Origin of the sequence: Lentibacillus kapialis (genome assembly GCF_014646635.1) — a bacterium.
GTDB classification, from domain to species: Bacteria; Bacillota; Bacilli; order Bacillales; family Amphibacillaceae; genus Lentibacillus; species Lentibacillus kapialis.
Window position 1 is genome coordinate 27,307 of record NZ_BMNQ01000010.1, and the last position, 24,277, is coordinate 51,583.

Sequence of the window (24,277 nt, forward strand, 5' to 3'; positions counted from 1 at the left end):
GGAGCGTACGTTTATGCAATTAAGAGAAGATGTCCGCAACATCGCCATTATCGCCCATGTTGACCATGGCAAGACAACACTTGTTGATCAGATGCTGAAGTATTCGGGTACATTTCGCGAACATGAACAGGTGGATGACCGTGCCATGGACACGAATGATATTGAGCGTGAGCGCGGTATTACGATTTTATCGAAAAATACGGCAATTAAATATAATGACACAGCCATTAATATTCTTGACACACCGGGTCATGCCGACTTCGGTGGTGAGGTCGAGCGTATTATGAAAATGGTCGATGGTGTCCTGCTGGTGGTTGACGCCTATGAAGGCTGTATGCCGCAGACACGGTTTGTTTTGAAAAAAGCTCTAGATCAAAAGTTGACACCAATCGTTGTGTTGAATAAAATCGACCGGCCCAATGCTCGTCCGAATGATGTAATTGATGAGGTTCTTGATTTATTTATTGAACTTGGCGCAGATGACGCGCAGCTCGAATTTCCGGTTGTCTATGCGTCTGCATTGAATGGAACTTCAGGTGAAGAGCCTGATGAACAGGCGGAGACAATGGATCCGGTGTTCACAACAATCATGGATCATATTCCGGCCCCCCCGGATACATCAGAGAATCCGTTGCAATTCCAAATTACGCTTCTGGATTACAATGATTATCTCGGACGGATTGGTGTCGGGCGTGTTGTCCGCGGACGGATCAGTGTCGGACAGCAGGTTGTCGTTCTGAAAAAAGACGGATCGCAAAAATCGTTCCGTATCAGCAAATTATTTGGATTTATAGGTCTTAAGCGCGTGGAGATTCAGGAGGCAAAGGCCGGTGACATCGTGGCGATTGCAGGCATGGATGATATCAACGTCGGCGAGACGATATGCTCGCAGAATCATCCTGAAGGTTTGCCTTGGCTCCGAATAGACGAGCCGACACTGCAAATGACATTTTTGACCAATAACAGTCCATTTGCCGGACGTGAAGGCAGTTATATCACATCGAGACAAATTGAAGAACGCTTAATGAAACAGCTCGAAACAGATGTCAGCTTGCGTGTCGAGCCAACCGATTCACCTGATGCTTGGACTGTTTCAGGACGCGGTGAACTGCACCTGTCCATTTTAATTGAAAACATGCGCCGCGAAGGCTTCGAATTGCAATTGTCAAAACCCCAGGTCATCATTAGAGAAATCGATGGCGTCAAATGTGAACCGGTTGAACATGTACAGGTTGATGTTCCGGAAGATTACACCGGTCCCGTTATGGAATCACTGGGCGAACGCAAAGGTGAAATGCTTGATATGGTCAATCAAGGCAACGGCCAGGTGCGTATCGAATTTAAGGTGCCCTCACGTGGCATGATCGGGTATGCAACGGAGTTCATGTCATTGACACGGGGGTATGGCATCCTGAACCATACGTTTGATTCCTATGAGCCGATCATAAAGGGTCAGGTTGGCGGTCGCCGTGAAGGTGTACTTGTTGCTTTGGAAAATGGCAAGGCGTCAACATACGGCATTATGCAGCTTGAAGACCGTGGCATGATTTTTGTTGAGCCGGGAACGGAAATTTATGCTGGCATGATTGTTGGCGAGCACAACCGCGAAAATGATCTGACAGTTAATATCACCAAAGAAAAACACTTGACAAACGTTCGATCAGCAACGAAAGATCAGACCGCAACAATCAGAAAAACACGCGATATGTCTCTTGAAGAAGCACTTCAATATTTGAACAATGATGAGTACTGTGAAGTGACACCGGAAACCGTCAGGCTCCGCAAAAAGATATTGAATCACAGTGAACGTGAAAAGGAAGCTAAAAAAGCAAAATTAGGCTGACGAATGGAACCGGCAATGGCAGTGGCAGTGGGAGGCTATTGCCGGATTTTTTGCTGCGATTTTCTGTATATCAGCAGAAGGCCGAAAATATCGGCAGAAAAGCGCTTATATCAGCAGAAGGCCGAAAATATCGGCAGAAAAGCGCTTATATCAGCAGAAGGCCGAAAATATCGGCAGAAGAGCGCTGGTATCAGCAGAAGGCCGAGAATATCGGCAGAAGAGCGCTTATATCAGCAGAAGGCCGAGAATATCGGCAGAAGAGCGCTTATATCAGCAGAAGGCCGAGAATATCGGCAGAAGAGCGCTGATATCAGCAGAAGGCCGAAAATATCGGCAGAAGAGCGCTGGTATCAGCAGAAGGCCGAGAATATCGGCAGAAGAGCGCTTATATCAGCAGAAGGCCGAAAATATCGGCAGAAGAGCGCTGGTATCAGCAGAAGGCCGAGAATATCGGCAGAAGAGCGCTTATATCAGCAGAAGGCCGAGAATATCGGCAGAAGAGCGCTGGTATCAGCAGAAGGCCGAGAATATCGGCAGAAGGCCGAGAATATCGGCAGAAAAGAGCGGAGATCAGCTATACTGAGTCCCGGCATCGGCCGGATAAATTCAAGTTTGTCGATTTTGCCAGGCGGTTGAAGGGTTAATACTCCCCCGATTCCTTAATATCGAAGGCTTCCCTACTACAGTCTGAACGGGAAGTCTTCTTTTAATGTAAGTGAGCATGAGCATAATAACTGTATTTCGATAGAGGCAGGTATCAATGTATGATGAAATTTTTAAAACGGCTTGGCTTCTTATTCAAATTTCACAAATCAATCCCATTTATTACGGACTTCTTCCGGTCGACGCAAGTAAAGAGAACAACAAAATTTTTATATGTTGTCCTGATTATAGGCTATATTGCACTCCCATTTGACTTGATTCCGGATTTCCTTTATATATTTGGGATAATTGACGATATCACCGTTGCAACCTTCATTTTGCAGTTGATGGTGAAAGTTGCACCGCAATCATTGAAGGAAAAACACCATTTAAAATGATTGCATATACTATTTCTATTGTTTATGCTTATATAAGCACTTAATTATGTATGAATGTGGGTGGGTATTTTATGGAGAGAACAGGTGTATCTGCAAGAGAGGCTGTTCCGGTTCTGAAACTGTTTGGTGATAGGACACGTTTGTCAATTGCTCTGATGCTATATCAAAGAGAATGCTGTGTTTGTGAAATGGTGGATGTATTAGATATGTCACAGCCGGCGGTTAGTCAGCACCTGCGTAAATTGCGTGATGCGAAAGTAATAGTTGAAGACAGGCGTGGGCAGTGGGTATATTATCGTCTAAACCGTAAAAGTGAGTTTTTCTCATTAGTGGAGCATATCCTTGAGTCCATTTCAGTTCAGGAAACATTCAAACAAAAAATGGATAATTCAAAGAATCAAAATCAATGTTAAGTTATCACAGGGGGAACAGTAGTGGATTTACAGACCATTTTAGCAATCATTATTTTTCTGACGACATTAGTGCTTATTATCTGGCAGCCTAAAAATTTGGGGATCGGCTATACGGCCTGTTTTGCTGCCTTGATTGCTTTGCTTATGGGTGTCGTCACGTTTGATGATGTCATTGCAGTGACCGATATTGTGTGGAATGCAACTCTGGCATTTGTGGCGATTATCATGATTTCCCTCGTACTCGATGAAATTGGCTTTTTCGAATGGGCAGCATTACATATGGCACGCGTTGCAGGTGGAAGCGGCGTGAAAATGTTTATATATATTTCGGTTTTGGGTGCGGTTGTGGCTGCTCTGTTTGCCAATGATGGAGCAGCCCTGATTCTGACGCCCATCGTGCTGGCAATGGTCCGGGCTTTGAATTTCAGAGATACCTTTATATTGCCATTCATTATGGCAAGTGGGTTTATTGCTGACACAACGTCACTGCCGTTTGTTATCAGTAATCTGGTCAATATTGTCTCGGCGGATTTTTTTGACATCGGTTTTCTGGAATATGCAACACGCATGGTCGTTCCGAACCTGTTTTCATTGATTGCAAGCATACTGGTGCTGTATTTCTTTTTTAGAAAAGATATACCGGGCAGTTATGATGTTAAGCAACTGCAAAAACCCAGGGATGCGATTAAAGATGAAAAAATGTTCCACTTGTCATGGCCCGTTCTCGGTATCTTGCTGGTTGGTTATTTTACAAGTGAGTTTTTCGAAATACCCGTTTCGATTATAGCCGGAACGATAGCGATCATCTTTCTATTGCTCGGACGCCAAAGTAGCGCAGTAGAAACCGGGAAAGTCATCAAGGGTGCGCCGTGGGACATCGTCTTCTTCTCACTTGGCATGTACATCGTTGTTTACGGACTGCGTAATGTGGGATTGACTGATTTACTGGCTGATGCCTTGAATGCAGCGGCCAGTCAGGGGTTATTTACAGCTACGATGGCGATGGGCTTTATAGCCGCTGCACTGTCTTCAATTATGAATAACATGCCGACTGTTATGATTGATGCACTCGCGATTGCAGACACGAATGCTGTCGGCGTCGTAAAAGAGGGGCTGATTTATGCTAACGTGATTGGCAGTGACCTGGGACCGAAAATCACGCCGATTGGTTCGTTGGCGACATTGTTGTGGTTGCATGTACTTAAAACGAAAGGTGTCAAAATCTCATGGGGCTATTATTTTAAAGTGGGTATTGTTCTCACTGTGCCAACGTTATTTATCACGCTTTTCGGATTATATGTAACACTACTGCTATTGTAATACATAAATCTAGAAGAGGTGAGCGTATGTCTGAAAAGCCAATACTATATTTTCTCTGTACGGGAAACTCATGCCGAAGCCAGATGGCAGAAGGATTCGGGAAGAAACATCTTAGTGCCAACTGGGATGTGCGAAGTGCCGGCATCGAGGCGCACGGTTTAAACCCGCTCGCAGTCAAAGCCATGAAAGAAGCTAAGGTTGACATTTCAAATCAGGAATCATGTACAATTGACCCGGAGATTCTTCATAACGCTGATTTGGTCGTAACATTATGTGGTGATGCGCGGGATAGTTGCCCGAGGACACCACCACAGATAAAGAAGGTCCATTGGGGGTTCGATGATCCTGCCAAAGCTGAGGGGACAAAATCTGAACGCTGGGAAGTGTTTCAGCGGGTCCGCAATGAAATCGAGCGGCGTATTATCCGACTTCCGAAAGAAAACTGAAACAGGCCGGGTGTCTTCATAGATACCCAGGCCCTGTTACTATTACTATTCATTTTGTATATATTCAGTGTCCTGCAACATCCCGTTTGGTGAAGAAGACCCATGATACGGTAAGGAAAATGACGTAATAAACCACCAGAACGGTAATGGAAAATCCTAGACTCATACCCTCAAACATTGGCGACCCATTGATATATTGATTCATGTCCGTATTAGCAAACAGGATATATTTTGCCCAGTTATAATTAGAGAAAAAACCAACAATCGCATTACCGGAAAGCATAAGGAAAATGGCGATCCCGATAGCCAATGAACTTTGCCGGAAGATGGTCGAAATCATGAAAGCAAATGTTGCCATCATGACTAATGTCACAAGCTGCAGTCCATAGCCTTTAATGATCTGTTCGATAATGGAAACATGTGCATAGCCTTCGCTTTGACGGAGGACAATATGGGGATCCATACCGCTGACACCGAAAAATAAAGCCCCAACAACCCATGAAAATATCAATACAAATAAAAGCGTGAACAATGCAAACAATAGTACGGATACATATTTGGATGCCAAAATTTTGGTCCGGGTAATTGGGCGAATCAGCAATAGCTTGATGGTCCCCCATTTGAATTCATTTGCAACAATTCCTGCAGCAACAATGATTGTCAACAGGCTTACAAGCGAAAGCAAAAATTTGTTTTCCATGACGAACTGCCATGTATCATAATTGCGCGGCTGAATGTCGTTTTCAAGATAGAAGTTATTTTTCTCGATCCGGGATGAATGAAAGTTTTGCGTCATGTTTTCTTGTTCCATGTCCTCTTTTGTTTCCTTATTTTCATCCTGCAGTGTCTGCCGCCAGTTGTCATCCTGATATTTTTCCGTCTGATCGGCAGCATAGTTGGAAATAAAGGCCAACCCTATAACAAGAGCCGCTATGAGAATATACATGGTCCATGTTGATTTGCGTATGTATAGTTTTATTTGTTCATTAATCAGCAGCTGAAAAAAATTATTCAATCGTATTCTCCCCAATCAAATCAAAGAATTTATCCTCCAGTGTTGATTTCACCATGGTTACCTGATATATCTGTACATTGTAACCGACGAGTGTCTGAACGACTTTTGGTATTGTCTCGCGTTCCACATGCAGTGATAATCGCTCGTTGTTAATTGTCGCGTTGATACCATATTCTTTATTCAGGACTTCAGCCGCCTGATTGACCGGCGCTGCTTCTATTTCAACACCAACAGTCGTTGTCTCAGCGGTAGTTGCATCTACATCCTGGATTGCAATCATTTCGCCGTTTTTGATCAGACCGATACGATCACACATCTGCTCGATTTCTGAAAGCAAATGGCTGGAAATGATCACAGCAACATTCTCTTCTTCGGCTAATTTCCGTATGTAGCGGCGGATTTCACGAATACCGGCCGGATCCAGGCCATTGGTCGGTTCGTCGAGAATAAGGACAGACGGCTCATGAAGCAACGCCTGTGCAATGCCCAGTCGCTGCCGCATTCCAAGTGAATACTTTCCGGCTTTGTCATTGATTGGCTTTTCCAGTCCGACAAGCGCAATAACTTCCCGGATACGCTCCTTCGTGACTCCGGGCATCATTCGGGCGTAATGCATTAAATTCTGTTTCCCGGTCATGAACGGGTACATTTCCGGGTTTTCCACAATCGCTCCGACTTCCTGGATGGCCGCTTTATAATCGGAATGGATGCTGTTACCCAGTATTTGCACATCGCCATCTGAGAGGCCCATCAATCCGACCATCATACGAATGGTTGTTGTTTTCCCGGCACCATTGGGACCGATAAATCCGAATACCTCTCCCTTGTAAATTTCGAATGATAATCCTCTAATAATCTCTTTATTGCCAATTGTCTTTTGGACATTGACTAATTCCATGGCTGTTTCTGACATTATAAAAGTCCCCCAATTATTTCAGCACAATTGTCTGCATGCTACTCTTTTGATACAAGCGAATAGAAAGCATTCCATGATAACACCCTATAGTAATCTGTAAGAAGCTCTGAAAGGTTTCATCCGCATATTATCTTCACACAATAGGTGAAAAATTACAATACCATTTGATGAAACGAAACAATCATATAAGGTCATCCGTAATTTATATTATCTCATGTTATTAGAAAAACTCGGCATTCGCCTCGTCTTATAGCGAATGCCGAAGCTTTTCTTATAAGGTCATCCGTAATTTATACTTTCTGACGTTATAAAAAATACTCTGTCCATTTGATTTGAACAGAGTACGTTTGGCAATGTATCTTATTCTTTTAATTCAGGATTATCACGTTTAGCATCTCTGACGTTTGGTCCCCTAAATCCGCCGGCTATGTCTGCCCGCTTGAAAGCTTTGGTATAATGCACTTCCTGCGCATCTGAGAATTGCCTTCCTTTGGTGGGTTGGTATTGCGTTTTTCGCATAGTAGATGTCCTTTCTATTAAAATTGAATCTAATCAAACTTTTCCCAGCCAATATCAGTGTTAAACATGGTGATCCAAAATGCGATTAGATTCGTTTGCTGTATAAACCTTTTTCATTCCAAAAAACACTGTGGTATTCTGATAAATATACGTCAATAGGATGAGAAGGAGTATGCTATGCGAGAACAAGATGCAGAATTGTTTTATCGTATCCAGAGTAAAGATGAAGATGCATTGGAACAGTTATACGATCGCTATGAGAAATTGCTGTTTTCTTTTTCGTACCGGATGACCAATAACAAATTTCTTGCAGAAGAGGCTGTCCAGGATGTCTTCACCAAGATCTGGTCAAAGCAGCGACATTTTGATGAAGAAAAAGGTAAGTTCTCTTCCTGGTTATTAACGGTAACGAGACATGCGTGTATAGATTTATTGCGCAAAAAGAAAGAGCCGACTTATGAACTGGAAGAACGGGATTCCCTTCACACGCAGGAACCGACTCCCGAGGAAACCGTTGAGTGGCAGGAGCGTGGTGAAGAGGTTCGAAAAGCAGTCAAACAATTGACGGAAGAGCAACAGGAAATGATTGAACTATTTTACTTTAAAAGTATGTCACAGACCAATATATCTAAAACATGCAATATACCATTAGGAACCGTTAAAGGAAGAGTCCGGTTGGCTTTAAAGCATTTAAAAGAAATATTGGCATCAAAGCAGGAAAGGGGGGTTCAGGATGACGGTTAATCAATGTGATCGATTGCTTGACTATTTTAATAACCAGCTGACTGAAGAGCAGAAGGCGGAGTTTGAAGCGCATTTATCAGAATGTGAAGACTGCCGGAATGAATTGGCAGAACTTGAACAACTGACTGAAGATCTGCCATACAGCAGTGAGGCTGTTGATCCGCCAAGCGGCATGAAAGAACGTATCTTATCGAATGTTATTGAGGAAACAGTGGATGAAGTCAGTTATGAGGAATCTAATGTTTCGGTTTCGGACGTTCAGAATGAGCCCTTCAAAAAACGAAAAGGATGGTATAAACCATTAGTCGCGGCTGTATTGACACTTTCCTTGGTCGGGAACGGTGCAGCAGTGATTTATGTAACGAATAATGAGCAAGCAACTGAACCAGCGCCTGAGCCGGAGGAAGATGCTTCACTGGACACGCTCGAAACAGTGAGGACGTTGCAACCTTCTGAAGGTGTGGATGCAAGGGCCACCGCTATGATGATTGGTCAAAATAATAAAACGAATCTGGTCGTCCAGGCAGCAGGACTATCGGAACTGGAAGGCGAAGAAACGTATCAAGTATGGGTTCTGGAAGATGAACAACCCTATCGCGCCGGTACTTTTGTTCCAAATGAAGATGGGGATGGCGGTGTATCGTACGTTATGAATTACGAGGGAGACCACAACTTCGACACGATTGCCATTACCAAAGAGCCCGATGCAAACAGCCAGACACCACAGGGAGAAATACTGCTGAGTTCATCACTATAAAACATATAAATCCGGAATGCTCCCATGACAGTGCATTCCGGATTTTTTCTCAACTTTTTCGGAAAAAGAGTGATCCAATTATGAATTTGCTCCGTTAGCTTGATAGAAACAAAATAAAAATCTATTAAAGGAGAGGATTCATGATGAATTGGAAAAGAACTTTAGTCGCAGCGCCATTGAGTGCGGCGCTCATATTTTCAGCTGCAGGGGTCCCGGTGAGTGCTGAAGCATCAGACAGTAATCCTTCTGTTGATACAGCCGCAGTTGATTTGAGAGCTGACTTGGGTCATTTACTGAGTGAGCACGCATTCCTGGCAATTGAAGCGATGCGTAATGGGGCAGATGGATCAGAAGATTTTCAGGCATCCGTTGACGCACTAAAGTCGAACACAAAGGACTTAAGCAAAGCGATCGCCTCAGTTTATGGTGATGAAGCAGGTCAATCGTTTAAGGACATGTGGAGTGCACATATCGGTTATTTTGTTGATTATGTGAATGCAACAGCTGAAGGAAATAAAGAAGCAAAGCAGACAGCTTTGGATAATTTATCACAATATCGTGAAGACTTTTCCCAGTTTCTGGAGACTGCAACAGATAAACGTCTTGAGGCCGGATCATTGGCAGATAGTCTGCAAATGCATGTGGATCAACTAATCGGCGCATTTGACAGTTATGCAGCAGAGGATTACCAGCAGGCTTATAAGCATGAGCGTGAGGCAATTGGCCATATGCATATGGTAGCAAAAGGTTTATCATCAGCTGTCGTTGATCAAATGCCGGATCAGTTTAATAACACCATGGCCGTCACGCCTGCCGGAGATTTGCGTGCAGATTTAGGAAAACTATTATCAGAACATGCTGGTATTGCGGCCATTGCTATGCAGAATGGGATTGAAGGAACGGCGGATTTTGAAGCATCAACCAAAGCGTTAAGCGGTAACACGGAAGATCTGTCTGCAGCCATTGCATCGGTGTATGGGGAAGATGCTGGTAAAAAGTTTGAAGATATGTGGTCAGAGCATATCGGTTATTTTGTCGACTATGTAAATGCGACTGCAGAAGAAGATGAAAAAGCTAAACAAGAAGCAATGGACAATCTGAAAATGTATAAAGAAGATTTCTCAGCCTTCATTGAAGAGGCGACCGGCGGCAATGTAGAAGCCTCTGCCATGGCTGAAGGACTTCAAACACACGTCAATCAGCTTATCGGTGCATTTGATAGCTATGCAAATGGTTCCTATGATGAAGCATTCAGCCAGACACGCGATGCATACGGACATATGTATGGGGCGGCTAAGTTGTTGTCTTCGGGAATCGTAGCCCAGAATTCTGATAAGTTTGCAAGTGATATGCCGTCAGAAATGCCTGATACCGGAATGGGTACTATGGCTGAACAAAATAATGACATGATGTGGGCATGGATTTTGGGCGCAGGTGTTTTTGCACTGGCGGCATTGGCAGCAATCCGCAAATATACCACAGCAAATCATGATAAGTAATGTTAATTTCTGAAGGAGGCGTGCGGAATGTGGAAGTTCATAAGCATATTGCTGCTGATGTTGTTAGTCAGCTGCGGGCAGACGCAAAGCACGGGCTCCTTCAGTCAGCAGGATAAAGATGAAGTTCAAGTTCAAGGGGAAGTCACCCAAAAGACAGATGGTTCAGCAGAAAATAAGAACGGGAATCAGAATAATGACCAATTAGAGACAACGTCATCTTCAGTCATCAAGGATCCATCGTATGGAATTGTTCCGGAAACGATTAAAATTGACAGTATCGGGGTTGATTCGGCTGTTGAAAAAGTAGGTTTGAAAGATAACGGCCAAATGGGCGTTCCCGAGAATTTCCGGCTCACCGGCTGGTTTGACCGCGGATCAAAACCAGGTGAGCGGGGGAGCGCTGTCATTGACGGCCACGTGGATGATAAAACCGGACCGGGCGTCTTCTTTGACCTTGAAGATATGAAAAAAGGTGACGAAGTGGAAGTTTTCAATGACGAGGGGGATAAATTAGTATTCGAAGTCGTTGATAAGCAAGTTTTTCCAATGAATGATGCACCGGTGGAAGACATTTTTGGCTATACATCCAGACGCATGTTAAATTTGGTTACCTGCACGGGTACTTTTGACCACTCAAAAGGAAGCCATCTTGATCGGCTCGTTGTGTATACCGAACTAAAAGAATAATAACGATAATGAATGAGGCGATTCTTGTATAAGGATCGTCTTTTTCTAACGCTACAAACTGAAAGAGGTTCAGATAGTCGCTTCAGGTGACATGAACCATAATAGGATTTTATCAGAACAACGAGCGCAAACAGCGGCAGAAAGAGAATGAACATCGACACAAACCTCCGGATATATGTCGATATATATCGTTTTTTGCCCATTGTCATGTTATGATTAAGGCAAAATGGCCGGGGAGAGGGGAACGATGTATGACACGTACTCAAACAATCCGGGCACTGCTGTTGCTGTTAATCTGTTTGCTGCTGGCGGCATGCACCGGAAACGAACAGAAAACATCAAAAGACGCGGGCCATCACGATACAGCAGAACGGGGCGGGGAGATAAAAACGCGAAAGCCTGAAACGGGACATAAAACCATAACACTTTCTGCCATCGGGGATATACTGATCCACAAACGCGTCTACGAAGATGCCCGTACAGATAACGGATTTAACTTTATGCCGATGTTAAAAAAGGTTAAACCGTATCTGAATGATACAACCATTACCTTTGCCAATCAGGAAACAATGATTGGAGGTCAGGCGCTGGGGCTATCGACTTATCCGGCATTCAATAGTCCGTTTGCAGTTGGGGATGCTCTAAAGAACACCGGGGTCGATATTGTTTCCCTTGCCAACAACCATACATTGGATCGCGGGGAAGAAGCCATTAGGAATGCCATCGAACATTGGAAAAAGATTGATATGATGTATACGGGGGCTTATAACAGTGAGGCTGATAGCAATAAGCTGCGTGTGTATGAAACAGACGAAGGTATTTCAGTAGCTTTTTTGGCTTATACCTATGGTACAAATGGAATACCAGTGCCTAATGGGAAGAGTTTTGTAGTGAATTTGATTGATAAAGATCTGATGGCGGCACGGATTAAGGAAGCCAAACAGCAAGCAGATGCTGTTGTACTAAGTCTGCATTACGGTAAGCAATATAAACGAATGCCGACTGCGGGGCAAAAAGACCTTGTGCAATTTGCCGCGAACAAGGGAGTGGACGTTGTATTAGGTCATCATCCACATGTTCTGCAGCCGATTGACTGGGTTGAAGGAAAAAATGGTCACAAGACGCTTGTTGCCTATTCACTCGGTAACTTCCTCTCCGGACAGGATGAGTTTTACCGCCGGATAGGGGGCGTTTTTAAATTTACGATCGAGAAAACATTGAACGGGAAGGAAGAAACGGTTCAAGTGAAAGCTCCAAAACTACTTCCGACGTTTGTGAAATTTCGGAATGAGACCGATTACGAGGTAGTCCCGATGTATCAATTGACTGATGATGAATGGGCAGATGCCGGCGAACATTATCAGGAAATCAAAAAGCATATGGCCCAGTGGGTACCGGAATTGGAATTTATAGAAGAGCAGCCGTGAGGTAATGACCCGCCTGAATTCTTATAAAGGTGAATAATACCGGCGATAAACCTTTTATGTGATTTATAAGCATAATTTGATATGATTGTCTTATAATTTTTATTAGAGTGCTGGACAAGGGAGCTTTTGCATAATGGAATGGAAAAATATTTATCGCGGTATGCTGATGGGGGCAAGTGATGTCATCCCCGGTGTGAGCGGGGGAACAATCGCTGTACTGCTCGGTATCTATGAGCGGCTGATTGCAGCTATCAACGGAATCATGACCAAGGATTGGAAAAAACAATTAACCTTTTTGATCCCATTGGGCATTGGGATCATAACGGCTATATTTTTACTGAGTAATGTGATTAAATGGCTGTTCAAGCATTATCCGGAACCGACAAACTTCTTCTTTTTGGGGCTGATTTTGGGTGTGCTGCCTTATTTGTTCCATAAAGCTGATGCAAAAAATAAGTTTCAGATTAACCATATCATACTGCTTTTAATCGGTGCGCTGATTGTTGGCTTACTGGGCTTCTTTCAGGCCAGTGAGGGCCCCGTTGTTGAAAATTTGACCGCATCCACCTATATCCAGCTGTTTTTTTCCGGATTCGTTGCCAGCAGTGCATTGGTTTTACCCGGAATAAGCGGTTCCTTAATGCTCTTGATTTTAGGTATGTTCTCAACGATTATGACAGCCATCAGTGATTTACAGCTCGATGTTATCGCCATCACCGGTGCAGGTATTGTGATTGGGATTGTTTTCATGAGTAAACTTGTTAATTTCTTTTTAAACAACTATTATACTGGTACTTTTGCTGTTATTATCGGTATGGTAATCGGTTCAATTTTCGTCGTGTTCCCGGGTTGGCCGGGGAATATCTCATTGGTCATATCAAGTATTGTCATGTTTGCCATGGGATTGGCTGCAGCTTATCTGCTTGGAAAACTTGAATATGAGTAAACAAACTAAAAGACATACGGCTGAAAACTGGATATAATGATAGATAGCATGTTTTTGAGGGGGTTACCAATATGAAGCATATTGATACAGAAAAACAGTTTAATGAGATTATACAGTCTGATGCGCCGGTAATTGTAAAGTTTTTTGCGGACTGGTGTCCGGACTGTAAGCGCATGGATATGTTTATCGGTGAGGTTATGGATGAATTTAACAATTATGCCTGGTATGAAATTAACAGTGACGAGGTAGAGGGCATTGCAGCAAAATATGACGTCATGGGCATACCGAGTATCCTAATATTTAAAGATGGTGAAAAAATTGCTCATCAGCACAGTGCTGATACGAAAACACCGGATTCGGTCAGTAATTTTCTTCATCAGCAATTGGCATAAGATTATTGATCACCCTTGATTCAAGGGTGATTATTTTTTGTGAGATATTGCGTAGATTAAACAAACGTTTGATCAATGGCCGGCAGTTTTCTCATGTTTAAAAGGTGAATGCCGGCGGTTGTTATAATTGTAGATGGAACGTGCCATGTCGTAAGCAGTGGTGCGATGCCGGCAATTTTGTGCACGGGTCAGCCTATCGAAAAGCGCAATTCAGTTGAAAGCTCCAGCTCTGCATTTTCGAGCTGGGCTGTCTGATTGGTAACATGCAATTGATAGACGGATGTGAATGCGTGAGTGTCTGTTGCGGGGACTGAAATCGAGCTAATCGTTTTGTTATTAATCAGGTTCAAATCCTGCGGTGTATTGGTTACTTTTCCCCATTCAATCAGAAATGGCAAAATCCCCCGCTCTCTTTCCGGAAAAAGCATCTGCCATTCCAGAAGGCTGCCGTCCGGACGGTTGCGACTACCGGGAATTGGGCCTGTAAATGGAATATTGAGTTCCTGCAGATTCTTAATATCCTTATCCATCTGGTCTGTTCTGAAGGCAAGCTGTATTGGTCCTTCATTTCCCTCCGCAAGCTCTCTGAAAAGCAAATGAATTAACGGATTCTCTGACCGGGCTGCAGTTGTTTCATCAAAAATGCCAATCCATTCGATATAACAGTCATTGCAAAAATAAGCAAGATAGTTGTATGTACCCCAGTTTGTATGCCGGCCGCCTTTTATAACCGTAACATCATGTTTCCTTCCAAAAGTATTTGCCGCCTTTTCCGGGTCTTTGGCGGCGATAACAATGTGATCAATCGCAAGCATAATAATCCCTCCTACCGCTATCGTATTTCAAATACATATTTCTGGAAAGCATTTACACTTGTTTGCAACCAATTGGCTGAAGTTGTCACAGATTCGGCTTAAATGTTCACAGTTTTGGCTCAAGTTGTCACGAAATCGGCTCAAGTTCACAAATTTTCGGCTCAAGTTCACAAATTCCTGGCTCAAGTTCACAAAATTCCGGCTCAAACTGTCACAAATTAGCCGAGTCAAACACTCTGATTATCCACTTTTACACGAATGTTTGATATAGTGTCTACAAAAGCTAATGGAAACGGGTGAGTGTGACATGGAGAAACCGAATATATTGATTGTCGAGGATGAAGAAAAATTGAGCCGGGTGCTGCAGCTTGAACTGGACTATGAAAACTACCAGACAACCGTTGTCCATGACGGGAAAAGTGCATTGGAGCTATTGACAGATCAGGAGTGGGAACTCGTGCTGCTTGATATTATGCTGCCGGAATTGAGCGGGATGGAGGTACTGCGCCGTGTGCGAAGGTTTGATGAATCCACACCGATCATTCTGCTGACAGCACGAGATGAGGTTTATGATAAAGTGAACGGCTTGGATCAAGGTGCCAACGACTATATAACGAAGCCGTTTCAAATTGAGGAACTGCTGGCGCGAATCAGAGCGCAACTTCGTCAACCGCACAAAGGAGCCCGGCAGCACGAAAAGCTGAGTGTCGGAGACCTGGTTGTGGATGTCGATGCCCGGGAAATACACCGGAATGAGCAGCTTATTGACCTGACTCCAAGGGAATTCGATTTACTTGTCTACTTGCTGAAAAATAAAAATGTCGTGTTGAGCAGAGATCAACTAATTGAACAGGTCTGGGGCTTTGATTATTTTGGGGATACCAATGTGGTTGACGTTTATGTTCGCTACCTGCGCCAGAAGGTCGACAAGCCGTTTGATCAGCCATATATACAGACCGTGCGTGGCGTTGGTTATACCATAAAGGAACATGTTTAATGAGAATTTCCGTTAAAATCCGGCTTTTTTCCAGCTTATTTATGCTTGTATTAATTTTGCTAGTTAATACGTCTATTTATTATTTATTTCATACCATATCTCTGGACAGGGAATTTGAGGACTTGAGTACGCAAACGCATGAAATCGTTCAAACATTGAAGGAAAACCCGGATATATCGACAAACGATATGCTTAAGGCCTTTTTGCCGCAAGAAGGTATGATAAGAGTTATTGATAAGGACGGATCCGATATTGTTCGGGTTAAGAGAGCGGGTGATTATGGTTCGCTGCCGTCGAAGTATGTGACCTCGGAATCAAAGTCCGTGATCTCGAGAAGTGATGAGCCGGATTTTGCAATGGTCTCCAAACCAATTATCTGGAAAGATGGCAGTGTTGTTACGATTCAGGTCTATAAGCATCTGACGGGACATACATCAACAATGGAAAGACTGCTTTTCGTATTGGCTGTCGCATCAGTGATCATACTGATTCCAACCATTGTAGCAGGCGTTTTTCTCTCCAGGTTCATTGTACGGCCGATTCGGGAGCTGACCGCCGCTATGAAGGAAAACACCACATACGGTAACTGGAAAAAGATCAATGAGGATGATCAATCAAAAGATGAATTGTATGATATGAAAGTAACATTTAACCGGATGATAGACCATTTGCGAGAAAACTTTGAAAGGCAGGAAATGTTTGTTTCAGATGCTTCTCATGAGCTGAAAACACCGATTTCGATTGTCAAAAGCTATTCTCAGCTAATGAAGCGCCGCGGAAGCGATAACCCGGATCTGTTGGTGGAGTCAACTCAAGCCATTGAGTCACAGGCAGATAGGATGCAAAAGTTGGTCGAGCAGATGCTGCTGCTGGCCAGAAATAAGGACAGAGAAGTGTATGAACCGTTCGATATCGTTGAGCTGTGCCAGTCAACAGCAGAGACGTTTAAAGAAGCCTATGACAGGAATATTTTCTTTAGTACAACTGCGGATAACCTTCAAGTAAAGGGAAGTTACGATCAGCTGCAGCAGGTTGTCTATATATTAATGGATAATGCGGTGAAATATAGTCAGGATGCTGTCAAACTCACTGTGAGCCAAGACGTGCGGCATGCTGAAGTGAAGGTACATGACAATGGGCCGGGAATTCCTGAGATAGAACAGGAAAAAATATTCGACCGCTTTTATCGGATCGACAAATCGAGGAGCCGAGAGACAGGGGGCACTGGATTGGGACTATCCATAGCAAGGACCATAGTAGAGGCACACGAGGGTATACTCACCGTTTCGAGTGTACCTGGCAAAGGGACTGTTTTTAGGATACAGCTGCCGGTTTCTCAGAAAGGTTAATGGCTTTCTCATCATTTTTTAATGTGATGCACAGTGTCCTTTCATTTGCAATGGTTATCATACCATTAGAAAACAAATGAGGAGGTATTTCATATGAAACGAAAGATTGGTTTTGTATTAGCTGTTATGCTGGGTATTTCCGCGCTTGGATTGGGAATGCTTCAGTCAAGTGCTTCAGAGGCATCACCCAAAATGGACCGTCAGGAAATCAAAGATTTAATTAACTCACAGTATCCGGGTGATGTATCCGAACTGGAACTGGATAAAGAAGGCACAAAGTCAGTATACGAAGCGGAAATACATGATGGTAATAAAGAATACGAGATTAAACTGGATGGCAATACGGGCGACGTTATGGAACTGGAGGAGAAATATACCGCCAACGCTGATAAAGATCAAAATAAAGCGGAGAACAATGAAGAAAAGGACAACAAAGGAGATCGCACCGGGAATAAAACGGCTCAGGCGGACGATGCTAAAAACGACTCCAATCAGGACGATAATGAACGGATGGAACTAAGTCAAAACAATAGCGACAACGATAATAAAAATAACAAGCCACAAAAGTCGGCCGCAGTTGATAAAGCCAAGGCGGAAAAAATTGCAAAAGATTCTTTTTCAGGCACCATTACTCAGCTGGAACTAGATGAAGATGATGGACGATTGTATTATGAAATCGAAATGAGGTCCGAAAAGAAAGAAGCTGATATCGAAATCAATGCCTATACCGGTGACATTCTGGTAAAGGAAGTCGATCATGATGACGACGATGATCATGACGATAGCGATGAAAACGATGATAACGACGACAGTGACGATCATGATGATGACGGCGATGATGATGCCGATGAAGACAACAAATAAGCTAACAAGGTCTGCCTATAGCCCCTTCAAGATATATGGAATACTATCTTGAAGGGCGTTTTTTTATAACGTCAGAAAGTATAAATGATGGATGACCTTATAAGAAAAGCTTCGGCATTCGCTATAAGGCGAGGCGAATGCCGAGTTTTTCTAAATCTGGAAGCTTCTTTCCTCACATCTATGAGCTGTCTCGTTTAAAATTGTGATATGGATGGAGTTGATGGGAACACGCCGGATGACATAAAAATTTTACCGAATCATATTCCAATGATTAAAAAATCATCCGAGGTGTGATGTGAATCATAGCGGGTATTGTTAAATATCTTTATGATGGTTAGTAGGGACGGGGGTCTCTGCTTTTAGTGAATAGTTTGAAGAAGCAAACCGATTAAGCAGAAGGTTTGCTTCTTCATTTTTTAATAAGCAAAAATACGAGGAAGCGTTTTATGTCATGATACTGTAAAAATGTGTTTAATTTGTTACAAAGCGGGAATATATGAAAAAGCTAAATAAATCAATGTAAAGTAAGAAAGAGGGGGCACATAAATGGGCGACCATGAAGTAATTGTGTACACCAGTGAAAACAGTTCACAGTGTGAGAAGTTACTGGATCAATTGAGTCAATGGGATATCAACTACAAACAGTGCAATGTAACCGAATATAAAGAATACTTGAATGAACTTCAGGAAGCGGGAATATATGGTACACCTGCAACATTTGTAGACGAAAGAGTTGTATTGGGCACTCAACTTAATAAAATTAAACAAGCACTGGGTATAGCCGATCAATATCAATCGTATATGTCATTTGACCGATAGTGATGGCCGGGGAGGGAGGATACGACACATCTTAAGATGCTTTCACATATGATAACGTAAGATCATTGAAAGAGGCGTTTATTATGTTCAGAAGCTCCTACCCTCATCGGCCGTTTTCGGACAACAGTCAGCCATATTTTAACCCTTATAAGTCTCATTCAATCAGCGCATCAAACTATCCAACGGCATTTGAGGTTTATGCCAAACCGAAGCAGCCTGTAAGTTCGATGGCTGACTCCGATTCTGCTGCCGCATCTACCCATCAAGCAAGGCAAACCCTTTTGTATTATTTCCAGGACCATAACGGTGAACTTGACCTTGACAAAATACTGACAACGGCCGGACAAGTAGCAGATACAGTCCAGCAGATTTCTCCGATGATTAAGCAAGCAGGTGATATATTAAACAGGTCTGGGGATTCTTGATCATTATCCGGGATTGGCATTATCGGATGATTTTGGTGTGAATGAATACGTGCAGATAAGGAAAAATGAAGATATACCGAAATTTAAGGAGAATATGACATGACTGGATGTCTGATCATTCACGGATATACCGGCAGCCCATATGAAGTCGGACCATTAACGGATTACTTGAAAAAATATACAGATTGGTTCATTAAAGTGCCGACGCTTCCCGGCCATGGCAGCGAACTAGCATTGGATAATGTGTCACATAAGAAGTGGCTGACGGCGGCAGAAGAGTCACTCAAACAACTGAAAGCAAAAACGGATACAATATATCTTATCGGGTTTTCAATGGGCGGTATGATAGCAGCCTACCTGGCTTCCAAATATAATGTGGATAAGCTGGTATTGCTGGCGCCATCAGGTAAATATTTGTCATTCAGGCAAATAATACGAGACTTTAAAGGTGTGGTTACTGATGGATTGAAGGGAAAACTCAAACAGAATAATTTATATTTGCATTATAAACGTAAATGGGGAACAGTGCCGTTTAAGGCAAATATTGAATTTCTCAGACTGGTCCGGTTCACCCGCCGTTATTTAAATAAAGTAACATCACCCGTATTGATTGCTCACGGGCAGCAGGATATGATGGTGCCATATAAAACCGGCTATTATTTGGATAAAGAAATCACCTCAGAGCGAAAAGAAGTGGTGTTTTTTGAGCGCTCAAGGCATCTGATTTGTCTGGGTGATGACAATGTTACATTGAATAAGATGGTCTATGACTTTTTGATAAGTGAAAATAAGGAGGATGTGGTCCCATTATAAGCATCCTCCTTTTTATGTTCTAACGTCAGAAAGTATAAATGATGGATGACCTAATAAGAAAAGCTTCGGCATTCGCTATAAGACGAGGCGAATGCCGAGTTTTTCTAAGGGATTTTCTCCCGGTGATTAATTTTTAAAAAACGAAATAACGAGGCCGCCTTCACCGGCATATGTTGCAATCAACGGACCCATCTCTGTAAGATGGACATCCTTGAAGGGATATTTTTCCCGAATATCTGCAAGGACTTTCTTGGCTCGGTCCTCAGCGTTGTAATGTGTCATGGTAATGATCTTGTTCTCGAAGTTTTTGGTATGCTCACCGATTTGTTCAACAAATCGCCGAATCGATTTTTTATCACCGCGGACTCTTTCAGTAACCTCGATATACCCTTCATCACTTGCGCGCATCAACGGCTTAATGTTCAATGTTTTGGCAATGGTACCTCTCACGCGGTCAAGCCGTCCGCCAAGAATCAGATTTTCCAGTGTTTTCAACACAAAAAGCGTAGATGTCTGCTCCACCCGCTTGTATAAATGGTCAACGAGCTTTTCAAACGAATAATTTTCGTCTATTTTTTTCTTTGCTTCATGCAGTAAAAGGCCAAGCCCGCAGGATGCAGTTTTGGAGTTGATCACCTCGATTTGTCTATCCGGTTCCTCTTTAAGCAACATATTTTTAGCCATTACGGCATTTTCATATGTGACACTCAAACCTTTAGAGATACTCAGCATAATAATGGGTGTCTCGAGGCTTACTCGCTTGTATGCCTCGTAAAAGTCATTCGGACTTGGCGCAGAGGATCGCGGCACTTCATGTGTTTCGGCCATTCTTCGGTGGAACGCTGCCGAATCCATTGTCAAATTGGTTTTAAATTCTTCGTCCCGGAAGTATAAATAGAGTGGCACAACCATTATGTCCAGCGCATCATCCAAACGTTCCGGGATGTCCGCTCCTCCGTCGGTTATTAATTGTATATGCATCATTTCACCCAATTCAATTGTGACATGTGTGTCTATTATAACAGTTTTTACACTGTGGAGTGCTTAATTGGCGAGGTTTTAGGAAAAAGCCAAACCACTGTTTATTCATAATGCCTTTGCTCTGTTAGTAAAGTCCTTACACTCAATGCCGTTGCGATATGGTGACTTTTCGTTTTTTTGTTGTACTCATGATGAACAAGAACAAACCGAAAAGGACGATTGAGCCGCCCAGCCATTGTGACCATGTAATCGTCTCACCCAGAATGAGGTAGGCCAGGATGGATGCGCCGACTGGTTCAAACACAATTCCCATTGAGATGGTAGCTGTGCTTAACCACTTTAATGCCCAATTAAATAAAGTGTGACCAAGAAAGGTCGGGAAGATAGCCAATGCCAGGAAAACGAGCCAATGATCGGCGGAATATCCAAAAAAGGAATTGCCAGCGACCAGATTATACAATAAAAGTGTTACCGAACTGATTCCATATACGATGAAAGTATACGACATCAGCGATAAGCGTTTTCTTACCTGCTGTCCCATCAGGAAATAAGCGGTGATCATGACTGCGCCCAATAGTGCAAGCATATCGCCGAACAGAGCGATGCCGCTTATTTGGAAGTCGCCCCAACTGATGATAACACTTCCCAATAGGGCAATGATCATACTGATGATTGCTCCGTATGAAAAACGTTCCTGGAAAAAGAAGTATGTTCCCAGAAAAGCAAATATTGGCTGCAATGTCACGAGAACCACGGAGCTTGCCACAGATGTATAATCCAGGGACTCGAACCAGACAATAAAGTGAAATGCAAGAAAAATACCGGCAAGTGCTGAGAACAGCCAGTCCTTTTTTTGAATAAATTGGAACTCGTCACGGTTTTTCACCAAAATGTATGGCGCCATAATGAGAACGGCCAAAAGCAGACGATAATTTGCAATAATAGCTGAAGGTGCTTGATCAGCAAGCTTAACCAGAACGGCTGAGGATGAAACAGAGATGACACCGATAACGACCGGAATATATGGATTGAACGGAGGGATTCGCATAGGTAACCTCCTCGTTAGCTTTTTTGTTATGATTTTTTCCGTATATAACCGGCAGCGGAGCCACGTAGGTGGGAGCCAACTGCCAGTTATACGATGCAGCTAGGAGTCTTGGACATAACTAAGATATACAATACTAAAGACGAACAATGCTCCGCTTAAGCGGTATACGTAGACTGCGGGAGGAAAGGCCTCGGTGAGACCCCGCAGTGTGTCAGCACGAGGAGGCTCACCATCCGCCCTAAAAGAGGTTGTTCTAAAAGTCCGGTAAACATGACACTTCGAATTTCTTCGTTGGCTTGTTTCTCCGCTGCTCGAAACTGCGCCGCCTCGAACTTCTTGGTCCTTTTATCCTCCTTTTTGAACACGCCCTAAAAGTGCGCGAAGACGAGGTAATTTTCCGGAGCGGTGTACGCTCTAACGGATTTTTCTTTAATAAAATCACTTTTGTCTAAGACTCCTAGGTTGAAAAACCTTCTTTTGATTGAAGTGCTTCTTTATATTTTACCATCTGCCGAATAAAAAATCATTATAGGAAGTAGTGGATATTCACCAAGTGACTGTGTTAATATGAAATAACTGTTATTTTGGATGAGAGTTCATGATGAGGCCTTTTTCCATTACTAGGAAAAGCCTCTTTTTACAGCTATCATACGTTAACTGATATATTGAAATAAAGAAGGAGAAGATTTGTAAAGTGACAACATTTAATGAGTTAAATATTTCACAGGCCATTATGAAAGCATTGGAAAAAATGGGCTTTGAAGAAGCAACACCAATCCAGGCGGAAACGATTCCGCTTGCTATTGAAGGAAATGATGCAATCGGACAGGCACAGACAGGAACGGGCAAGACCGCTGCATTTGGCATTCCGATGATTGAAAAAATCGATCCCCAGCAGCGTAAAATTCAAGGATTGGTCGTGGCTCCGACAAGAGAACTGGCAATACAGGTAGCCGAGGAATTGAACAGACTCGGTAAAATCAAAGGTGTACGTTCCATGTCCGTTTACGGCGGCCAGCATATGGAACGCCAGATACGTGCTCTGAAGGATGGACCGCACATCGTCGTTGCAACACCCGGAAGACTGCTTGACCATATGCGGCGTAAAACAATCCGGACTGAAAATATCCAGACAGCTGTGCTGGACGAAGCGGATGAAATGCTGAACATGGGTTTCATTGAAGATATTCGCGATATTTTAAAAAACATCCCTGAAGAACGGCAGACATTGTTATTTTCCGCAACGATGCCAAAAGAAATCCGCGACATTGCCACGAATCTGATGAAAAACCCTAAAGAAATCAAAGTGAAAGCGAAAGAAATGACGGTTGAAAACATCGATCAGTATTTTATTGAAATTCCCGAGAAGCAGAAATTTGATACATTAACAAATCATCTAGATTTCTATGCACCAAAACTTGCCATTGTCTTCAGCCGGACAAAAAAACGTGTGGATGAAATCACCGACGGACTCCAGGCACGCGGGTTCCGTGCAGAGGGGATTCACGGAGATCTGACACAAGGAAAACGGATGTCCGTCTTGAATAAATTTAAAAATAACCGTGTTGATGTATTGGTGGCTACAGATGTGGCTGCACGTGGCCTGGACATTTCAGGAGTGACCCACGTGTACAACTTTGATATTCCACAGGACCCTGAAAGCTATGTACACCGGATTGGACGTACCGGCAGGGCAGGCCGCACAGGGGAAGCCATTTCGTTTATTACGCCCAGGGAAGTCGCACATTTAAACGTGATTGAAAAAGTGACAAAAAGCAAAATGAAGCGGATGGCACCCCCGACTTATCAAGAGGCCAGACGTGGGCAGCAGCAAGCCGCAGCAGACAAACTGCGGAAAAAAATCAGCCAGCAGGATTTGCAGGACTATCAGGAAACCGCCAGCGAGCTGCTCCAGGATTATGATTCCATGACAGTTGTGGCTGCGGCTCTGAAAATGATGACGAAAGAGCGCCGAAATGCTCCTGTCAAGATTTCGTCTGTTCAGCCAATCAGCGTAAAAAAACCACAGCAGCGTGGTGGCAAGAACAATAAAGGCGGACCACAGAACAAGAAATTTTATGGCAAACGTGATCAGGGAAGGCGCAAACAAGGCGGGCGCAAACAAGGCGGACGAAATCGTAAAGGAAATTATCAGAAGCACCGCAACCGTCATTCGAATAATTAAATGGTGATTAAAGACCC

26 protein-coding genes are annotated in these 24,277 nt (G+C 43.3%); 20 read left to right on the forward strand and 6 right to left on the reverse strand.

The features are described 5' to 3' along the window. The first annotated feature begins 13 nt into the window (after positions 1–13). From typA to arsC, 6 genes are all read left to right on the forward strand, one after another. Positions 14–1,843, forward strand: coding sequence for a translational GTPase TypA (gene typA / locus IEW67_RS05915; protein WP_188632143.1), 1,830 nt, complete (start codon positions 14–16; stop codon positions 1,841–1,843). A gap of 3 nt (positions 1,844–1,846) precedes the next feature. Then, positions 1,847–2,479 carry a hypothetical protein gene (locus IEW67_RS05920; protein ID WP_188632144.1) on the forward strand — a complete coding sequence of 211 codons (633 nt, stop codon included), beginning with the start codon at positions 1,847–1,849 and terminating at the stop codon, positions 2,477–2,479. A 128-nt stretch (positions 2,480–2,607) separates the two neighbouring features. Further along, on the forward strand, positions 2,608–2,883 hold the full coding sequence (locus IEW67_RS05925; RefSeq protein WP_188632145.1) for a YkvA family protein: 276 nt from the start codon (positions 2,608–2,610) through the stop codon (positions 2,881–2,883). A gap of 71 nt (positions 2,884–2,954) precedes the next feature. Continuing rightward, positions 2,955–3,296 (forward strand): ArsR/SmtB family transcription factor, encoded by a 342-nt coding sequence (locus IEW67_RS05930; RefSeq protein WP_188632146.1) that lies wholly within the window; start codon positions 2,955–2,957, stop codon positions 3,294–3,296. A 21-nt stretch (positions 3,297–3,317) separates the two neighbouring features. Then, positions 3,318–4,616 carry an arsenic transporter gene (locus tag IEW67_RS05935; RefSeq protein WP_188632147.1) on the forward strand — a complete coding sequence of 433 codons (1,299 nt, stop codon included), beginning with the start codon at positions 3,318–3,320 and terminating at the stop codon, positions 4,614–4,616. A 26-nt stretch (positions 4,617–4,642) separates the two neighbouring features. Then, positions 4,643–5,062, forward strand: coding sequence for an arsenate reductase (thioredoxin) (gene arsC / locus IEW67_RS05940; RefSeq protein WP_188632148.1), 420 nt, complete (start codon positions 4,643–4,645; stop codon positions 5,060–5,062). 64 nt (positions 5,063–5,126) lie between these two features. On the opposite strand, the gene IEW67_RS05945 is transcribed toward arsC, so the two are convergent. The 3 genes from IEW67_RS05945 to IEW67_RS05955 all read right to left on the reverse strand — a co-directional run bounded on the left by IEW67_RS05945 (position 5,127) and on the right by IEW67_RS05955 (position 7,512). After that, positions 5,127–6,077: an ABC transporter permease gene (locus tag IEW67_RS05945; protein ID WP_188632149.1), complete on the reverse strand. Its 951-nt coding sequence runs from the start codon at positions 6,075–6,077 to the stop codon at positions 5,127–5,129. Further along, complete coding sequence (locus tag IEW67_RS05950) at positions 6,070–6,990, reverse strand: ABC transporter ATP-binding protein (RefSeq protein WP_188632150.1); 921 nt, start codon at positions 6,988–6,990, stop codon at positions 6,070–6,072. The genes IEW67_RS05945 and IEW67_RS05950 overlap by 8 nt, the downstream gene beginning before the upstream one ends. Positions 6,991–7,353: 363 nt before the next feature. Continuing rightward, positions 7,354–7,512, reverse strand: coding sequence for a YfhE family protein (locus IEW67_RS05955; protein WP_188632151.1), 159 nt, complete (start codon positions 7,510–7,512; stop codon positions 7,354–7,356). Between the two features lie 177 nt (positions 7,513–7,689). Between IEW67_RS05955 and IEW67_RS05960 the strand changes: the two genes are divergently transcribed. The 7 genes from IEW67_RS05960 to IEW67_RS05990 all read left to right on the forward strand — a co-directional run bounded on the left by IEW67_RS05960 (position 7,690) and on the right by IEW67_RS05990 (position 13,964). Then, entirely contained in the window at positions 7,690–8,256 is a 567-nt protein-coding gene (locus tag IEW67_RS05960; protein ID WP_188632152.1) for an RNA polymerase sigma factor, read from the forward strand. Next, positions 8,246–9,013 carry an anti-sigma factor gene (locus tag IEW67_RS05965; RefSeq protein WP_188632153.1) on the forward strand — a complete coding sequence of 256 codons (768 nt, stop codon included), beginning with the start codon at positions 8,246–8,248 and terminating at the stop codon, positions 9,011–9,013. The genes IEW67_RS05960 and IEW67_RS05965 overlap by 11 nt, the downstream gene beginning before the upstream one ends. A 143-nt stretch (positions 9,014–9,156) precedes the next feature. Beyond that, positions 9,157–10,512 (forward strand): copper amine oxidase, encoded by a 1,356-nt coding sequence (locus IEW67_RS05970; RefSeq protein WP_188632190.1) that lies wholly within the window; start codon positions 9,157–9,159, stop codon positions 10,510–10,512. Between the two features lie 27 nt (positions 10,513–10,539). Next, positions 10,540–11,199, forward strand: coding sequence for a class F sortase (locus tag IEW67_RS05975; protein WP_188632154.1), 660 nt, complete (start codon positions 10,540–10,542; stop codon positions 11,197–11,199). A gap of 251 nt (positions 11,200–11,450) precedes the next feature. Then, on the forward strand, positions 11,451–12,626 hold the full coding sequence (locus tag IEW67_RS05980; RefSeq protein WP_188632155.1) for a CapA family protein: 1,176 nt from the start codon (positions 11,451–11,453) through the stop codon (positions 12,624–12,626). Between the two features lie 133 nt (positions 12,627–12,759). Next, positions 12,760–13,572: a DUF368 domain-containing protein gene (locus tag IEW67_RS05985; protein WP_188632156.1), complete on the forward strand. Its 813-nt coding sequence runs from the start codon at positions 12,760–12,762 to the stop codon at positions 13,570–13,572. A gap of 71 nt (positions 13,573–13,643) precedes the next feature. Beyond that, positions 13,644–13,964, forward strand: a complete 321-nt coding sequence (locus IEW67_RS05990) for a thioredoxin family protein (RefSeq protein WP_188632157.1) — start codon at positions 13,644–13,646, stop codon at positions 13,962–13,964. 188 nt (positions 13,965–14,152) lie between these two features. Here IEW67_RS05990 and IEW67_RS05995 read toward each other — a convergent pair whose 3' ends face one another. After that, positions 14,153–14,779 carry a VOC family protein gene (locus IEW67_RS05995; protein ID WP_188632158.1) on the reverse strand — a complete coding sequence of 209 codons (627 nt, stop codon included), beginning with the start codon at positions 14,777–14,779 and terminating at the stop codon, positions 14,153–14,155. A 307-nt stretch (positions 14,780–15,086) separates the two neighbouring features. Here IEW67_RS05995 and IEW67_RS06000 point away from each other — a divergent pair, with 307 nt between their 5' ends. The 6 genes from IEW67_RS06000 (at position 15,087) to IEW67_RS06025 (ending at position 20,046) form a co-directional block, all read left to right on the forward strand. After that, complete coding sequence (locus tag IEW67_RS06000) at positions 15,087–15,776, forward strand: response regulator transcription factor (protein WP_188632159.1); 690 nt, start codon at positions 15,087–15,089, stop codon at positions 15,774–15,776. 41 nt (positions 15,777–15,817) lie between these two features. Further along, on the forward strand, positions 15,818–17,125 hold the full coding sequence (locus IEW67_RS06005) for a HAMP domain-containing sensor histidine kinase (protein WP_268238647.1): 1,308 nt from the start codon (positions 15,818–15,820) through the stop codon (positions 17,123–17,125). A 93-nt stretch (positions 17,126–17,218) separates the two neighbouring features. Further along, complete coding sequence (locus IEW67_RS06010; protein ID WP_188632161.1) at positions 17,219–17,989, forward strand: PepSY domain-containing protein; 771 nt, start codon at positions 17,219–17,221, stop codon at positions 17,987–17,989. A 546-nt stretch (positions 17,990–18,535) separates the two neighbouring features. Continuing rightward, positions 18,536–18,808, forward strand: coding sequence for a glutaredoxin family protein (locus tag IEW67_RS06015; RefSeq protein ID WP_188632162.1), 273 nt, complete (start codon positions 18,536–18,538; stop codon positions 18,806–18,808). 83 nt (positions 18,809–18,891) lie between these two features. Further along, entirely contained in the window at positions 18,892–19,233 is a 342-nt protein-coding gene (locus tag IEW67_RS06020; protein WP_188632163.1) for a YppG family protein, read from the forward strand. A gap of 99 nt (positions 19,234–19,332) precedes the next feature. Further along, on the forward strand, positions 19,333–20,046 hold the full coding sequence (locus IEW67_RS06025; RefSeq protein WP_188632164.1) for an alpha/beta hydrolase: 714 nt from the start codon (positions 19,333–19,335) through the stop codon (positions 20,044–20,046). A gap of 126 nt (positions 20,047–20,172) precedes the next feature. Here the strand turns inward: IEW67_RS06025 and IEW67_RS06030 are convergent, their stop codons facing one another. Further along, complete coding sequence (locus IEW67_RS06030; RefSeq protein WP_188632191.1) at positions 20,173–21,027, reverse strand: DegV family protein; 855 nt, start codon at positions 21,025–21,027, stop codon at positions 20,173–20,175. Between the two features lie 142 nt (positions 21,028–21,169). Beyond that, the gene (locus IEW67_RS06035) at positions 21,170–22,075 is read right to left on the reverse strand and encodes a DMT family transporter (protein ID WP_188632165.1); all 906 of its coding nucleotides are present in this window, start codon (positions 22,073–22,075) and stop codon (positions 21,170–21,172) included. Positions 22,076–22,769: 694 nt separating this feature from the next. Between IEW67_RS06035 and cshA the strand changes: the two genes are divergently transcribed. Beyond that, entirely contained in the window at positions 22,770–24,260 is a 1,491-nt protein-coding gene (gene cshA, locus IEW67_RS06040) for a degradosome RNA helicase CshA (RefSeq protein ID WP_188632166.1), read from the forward strand. The last annotated feature ends 17 nt before the right edge of the window (positions 24,261–24,277 follow it).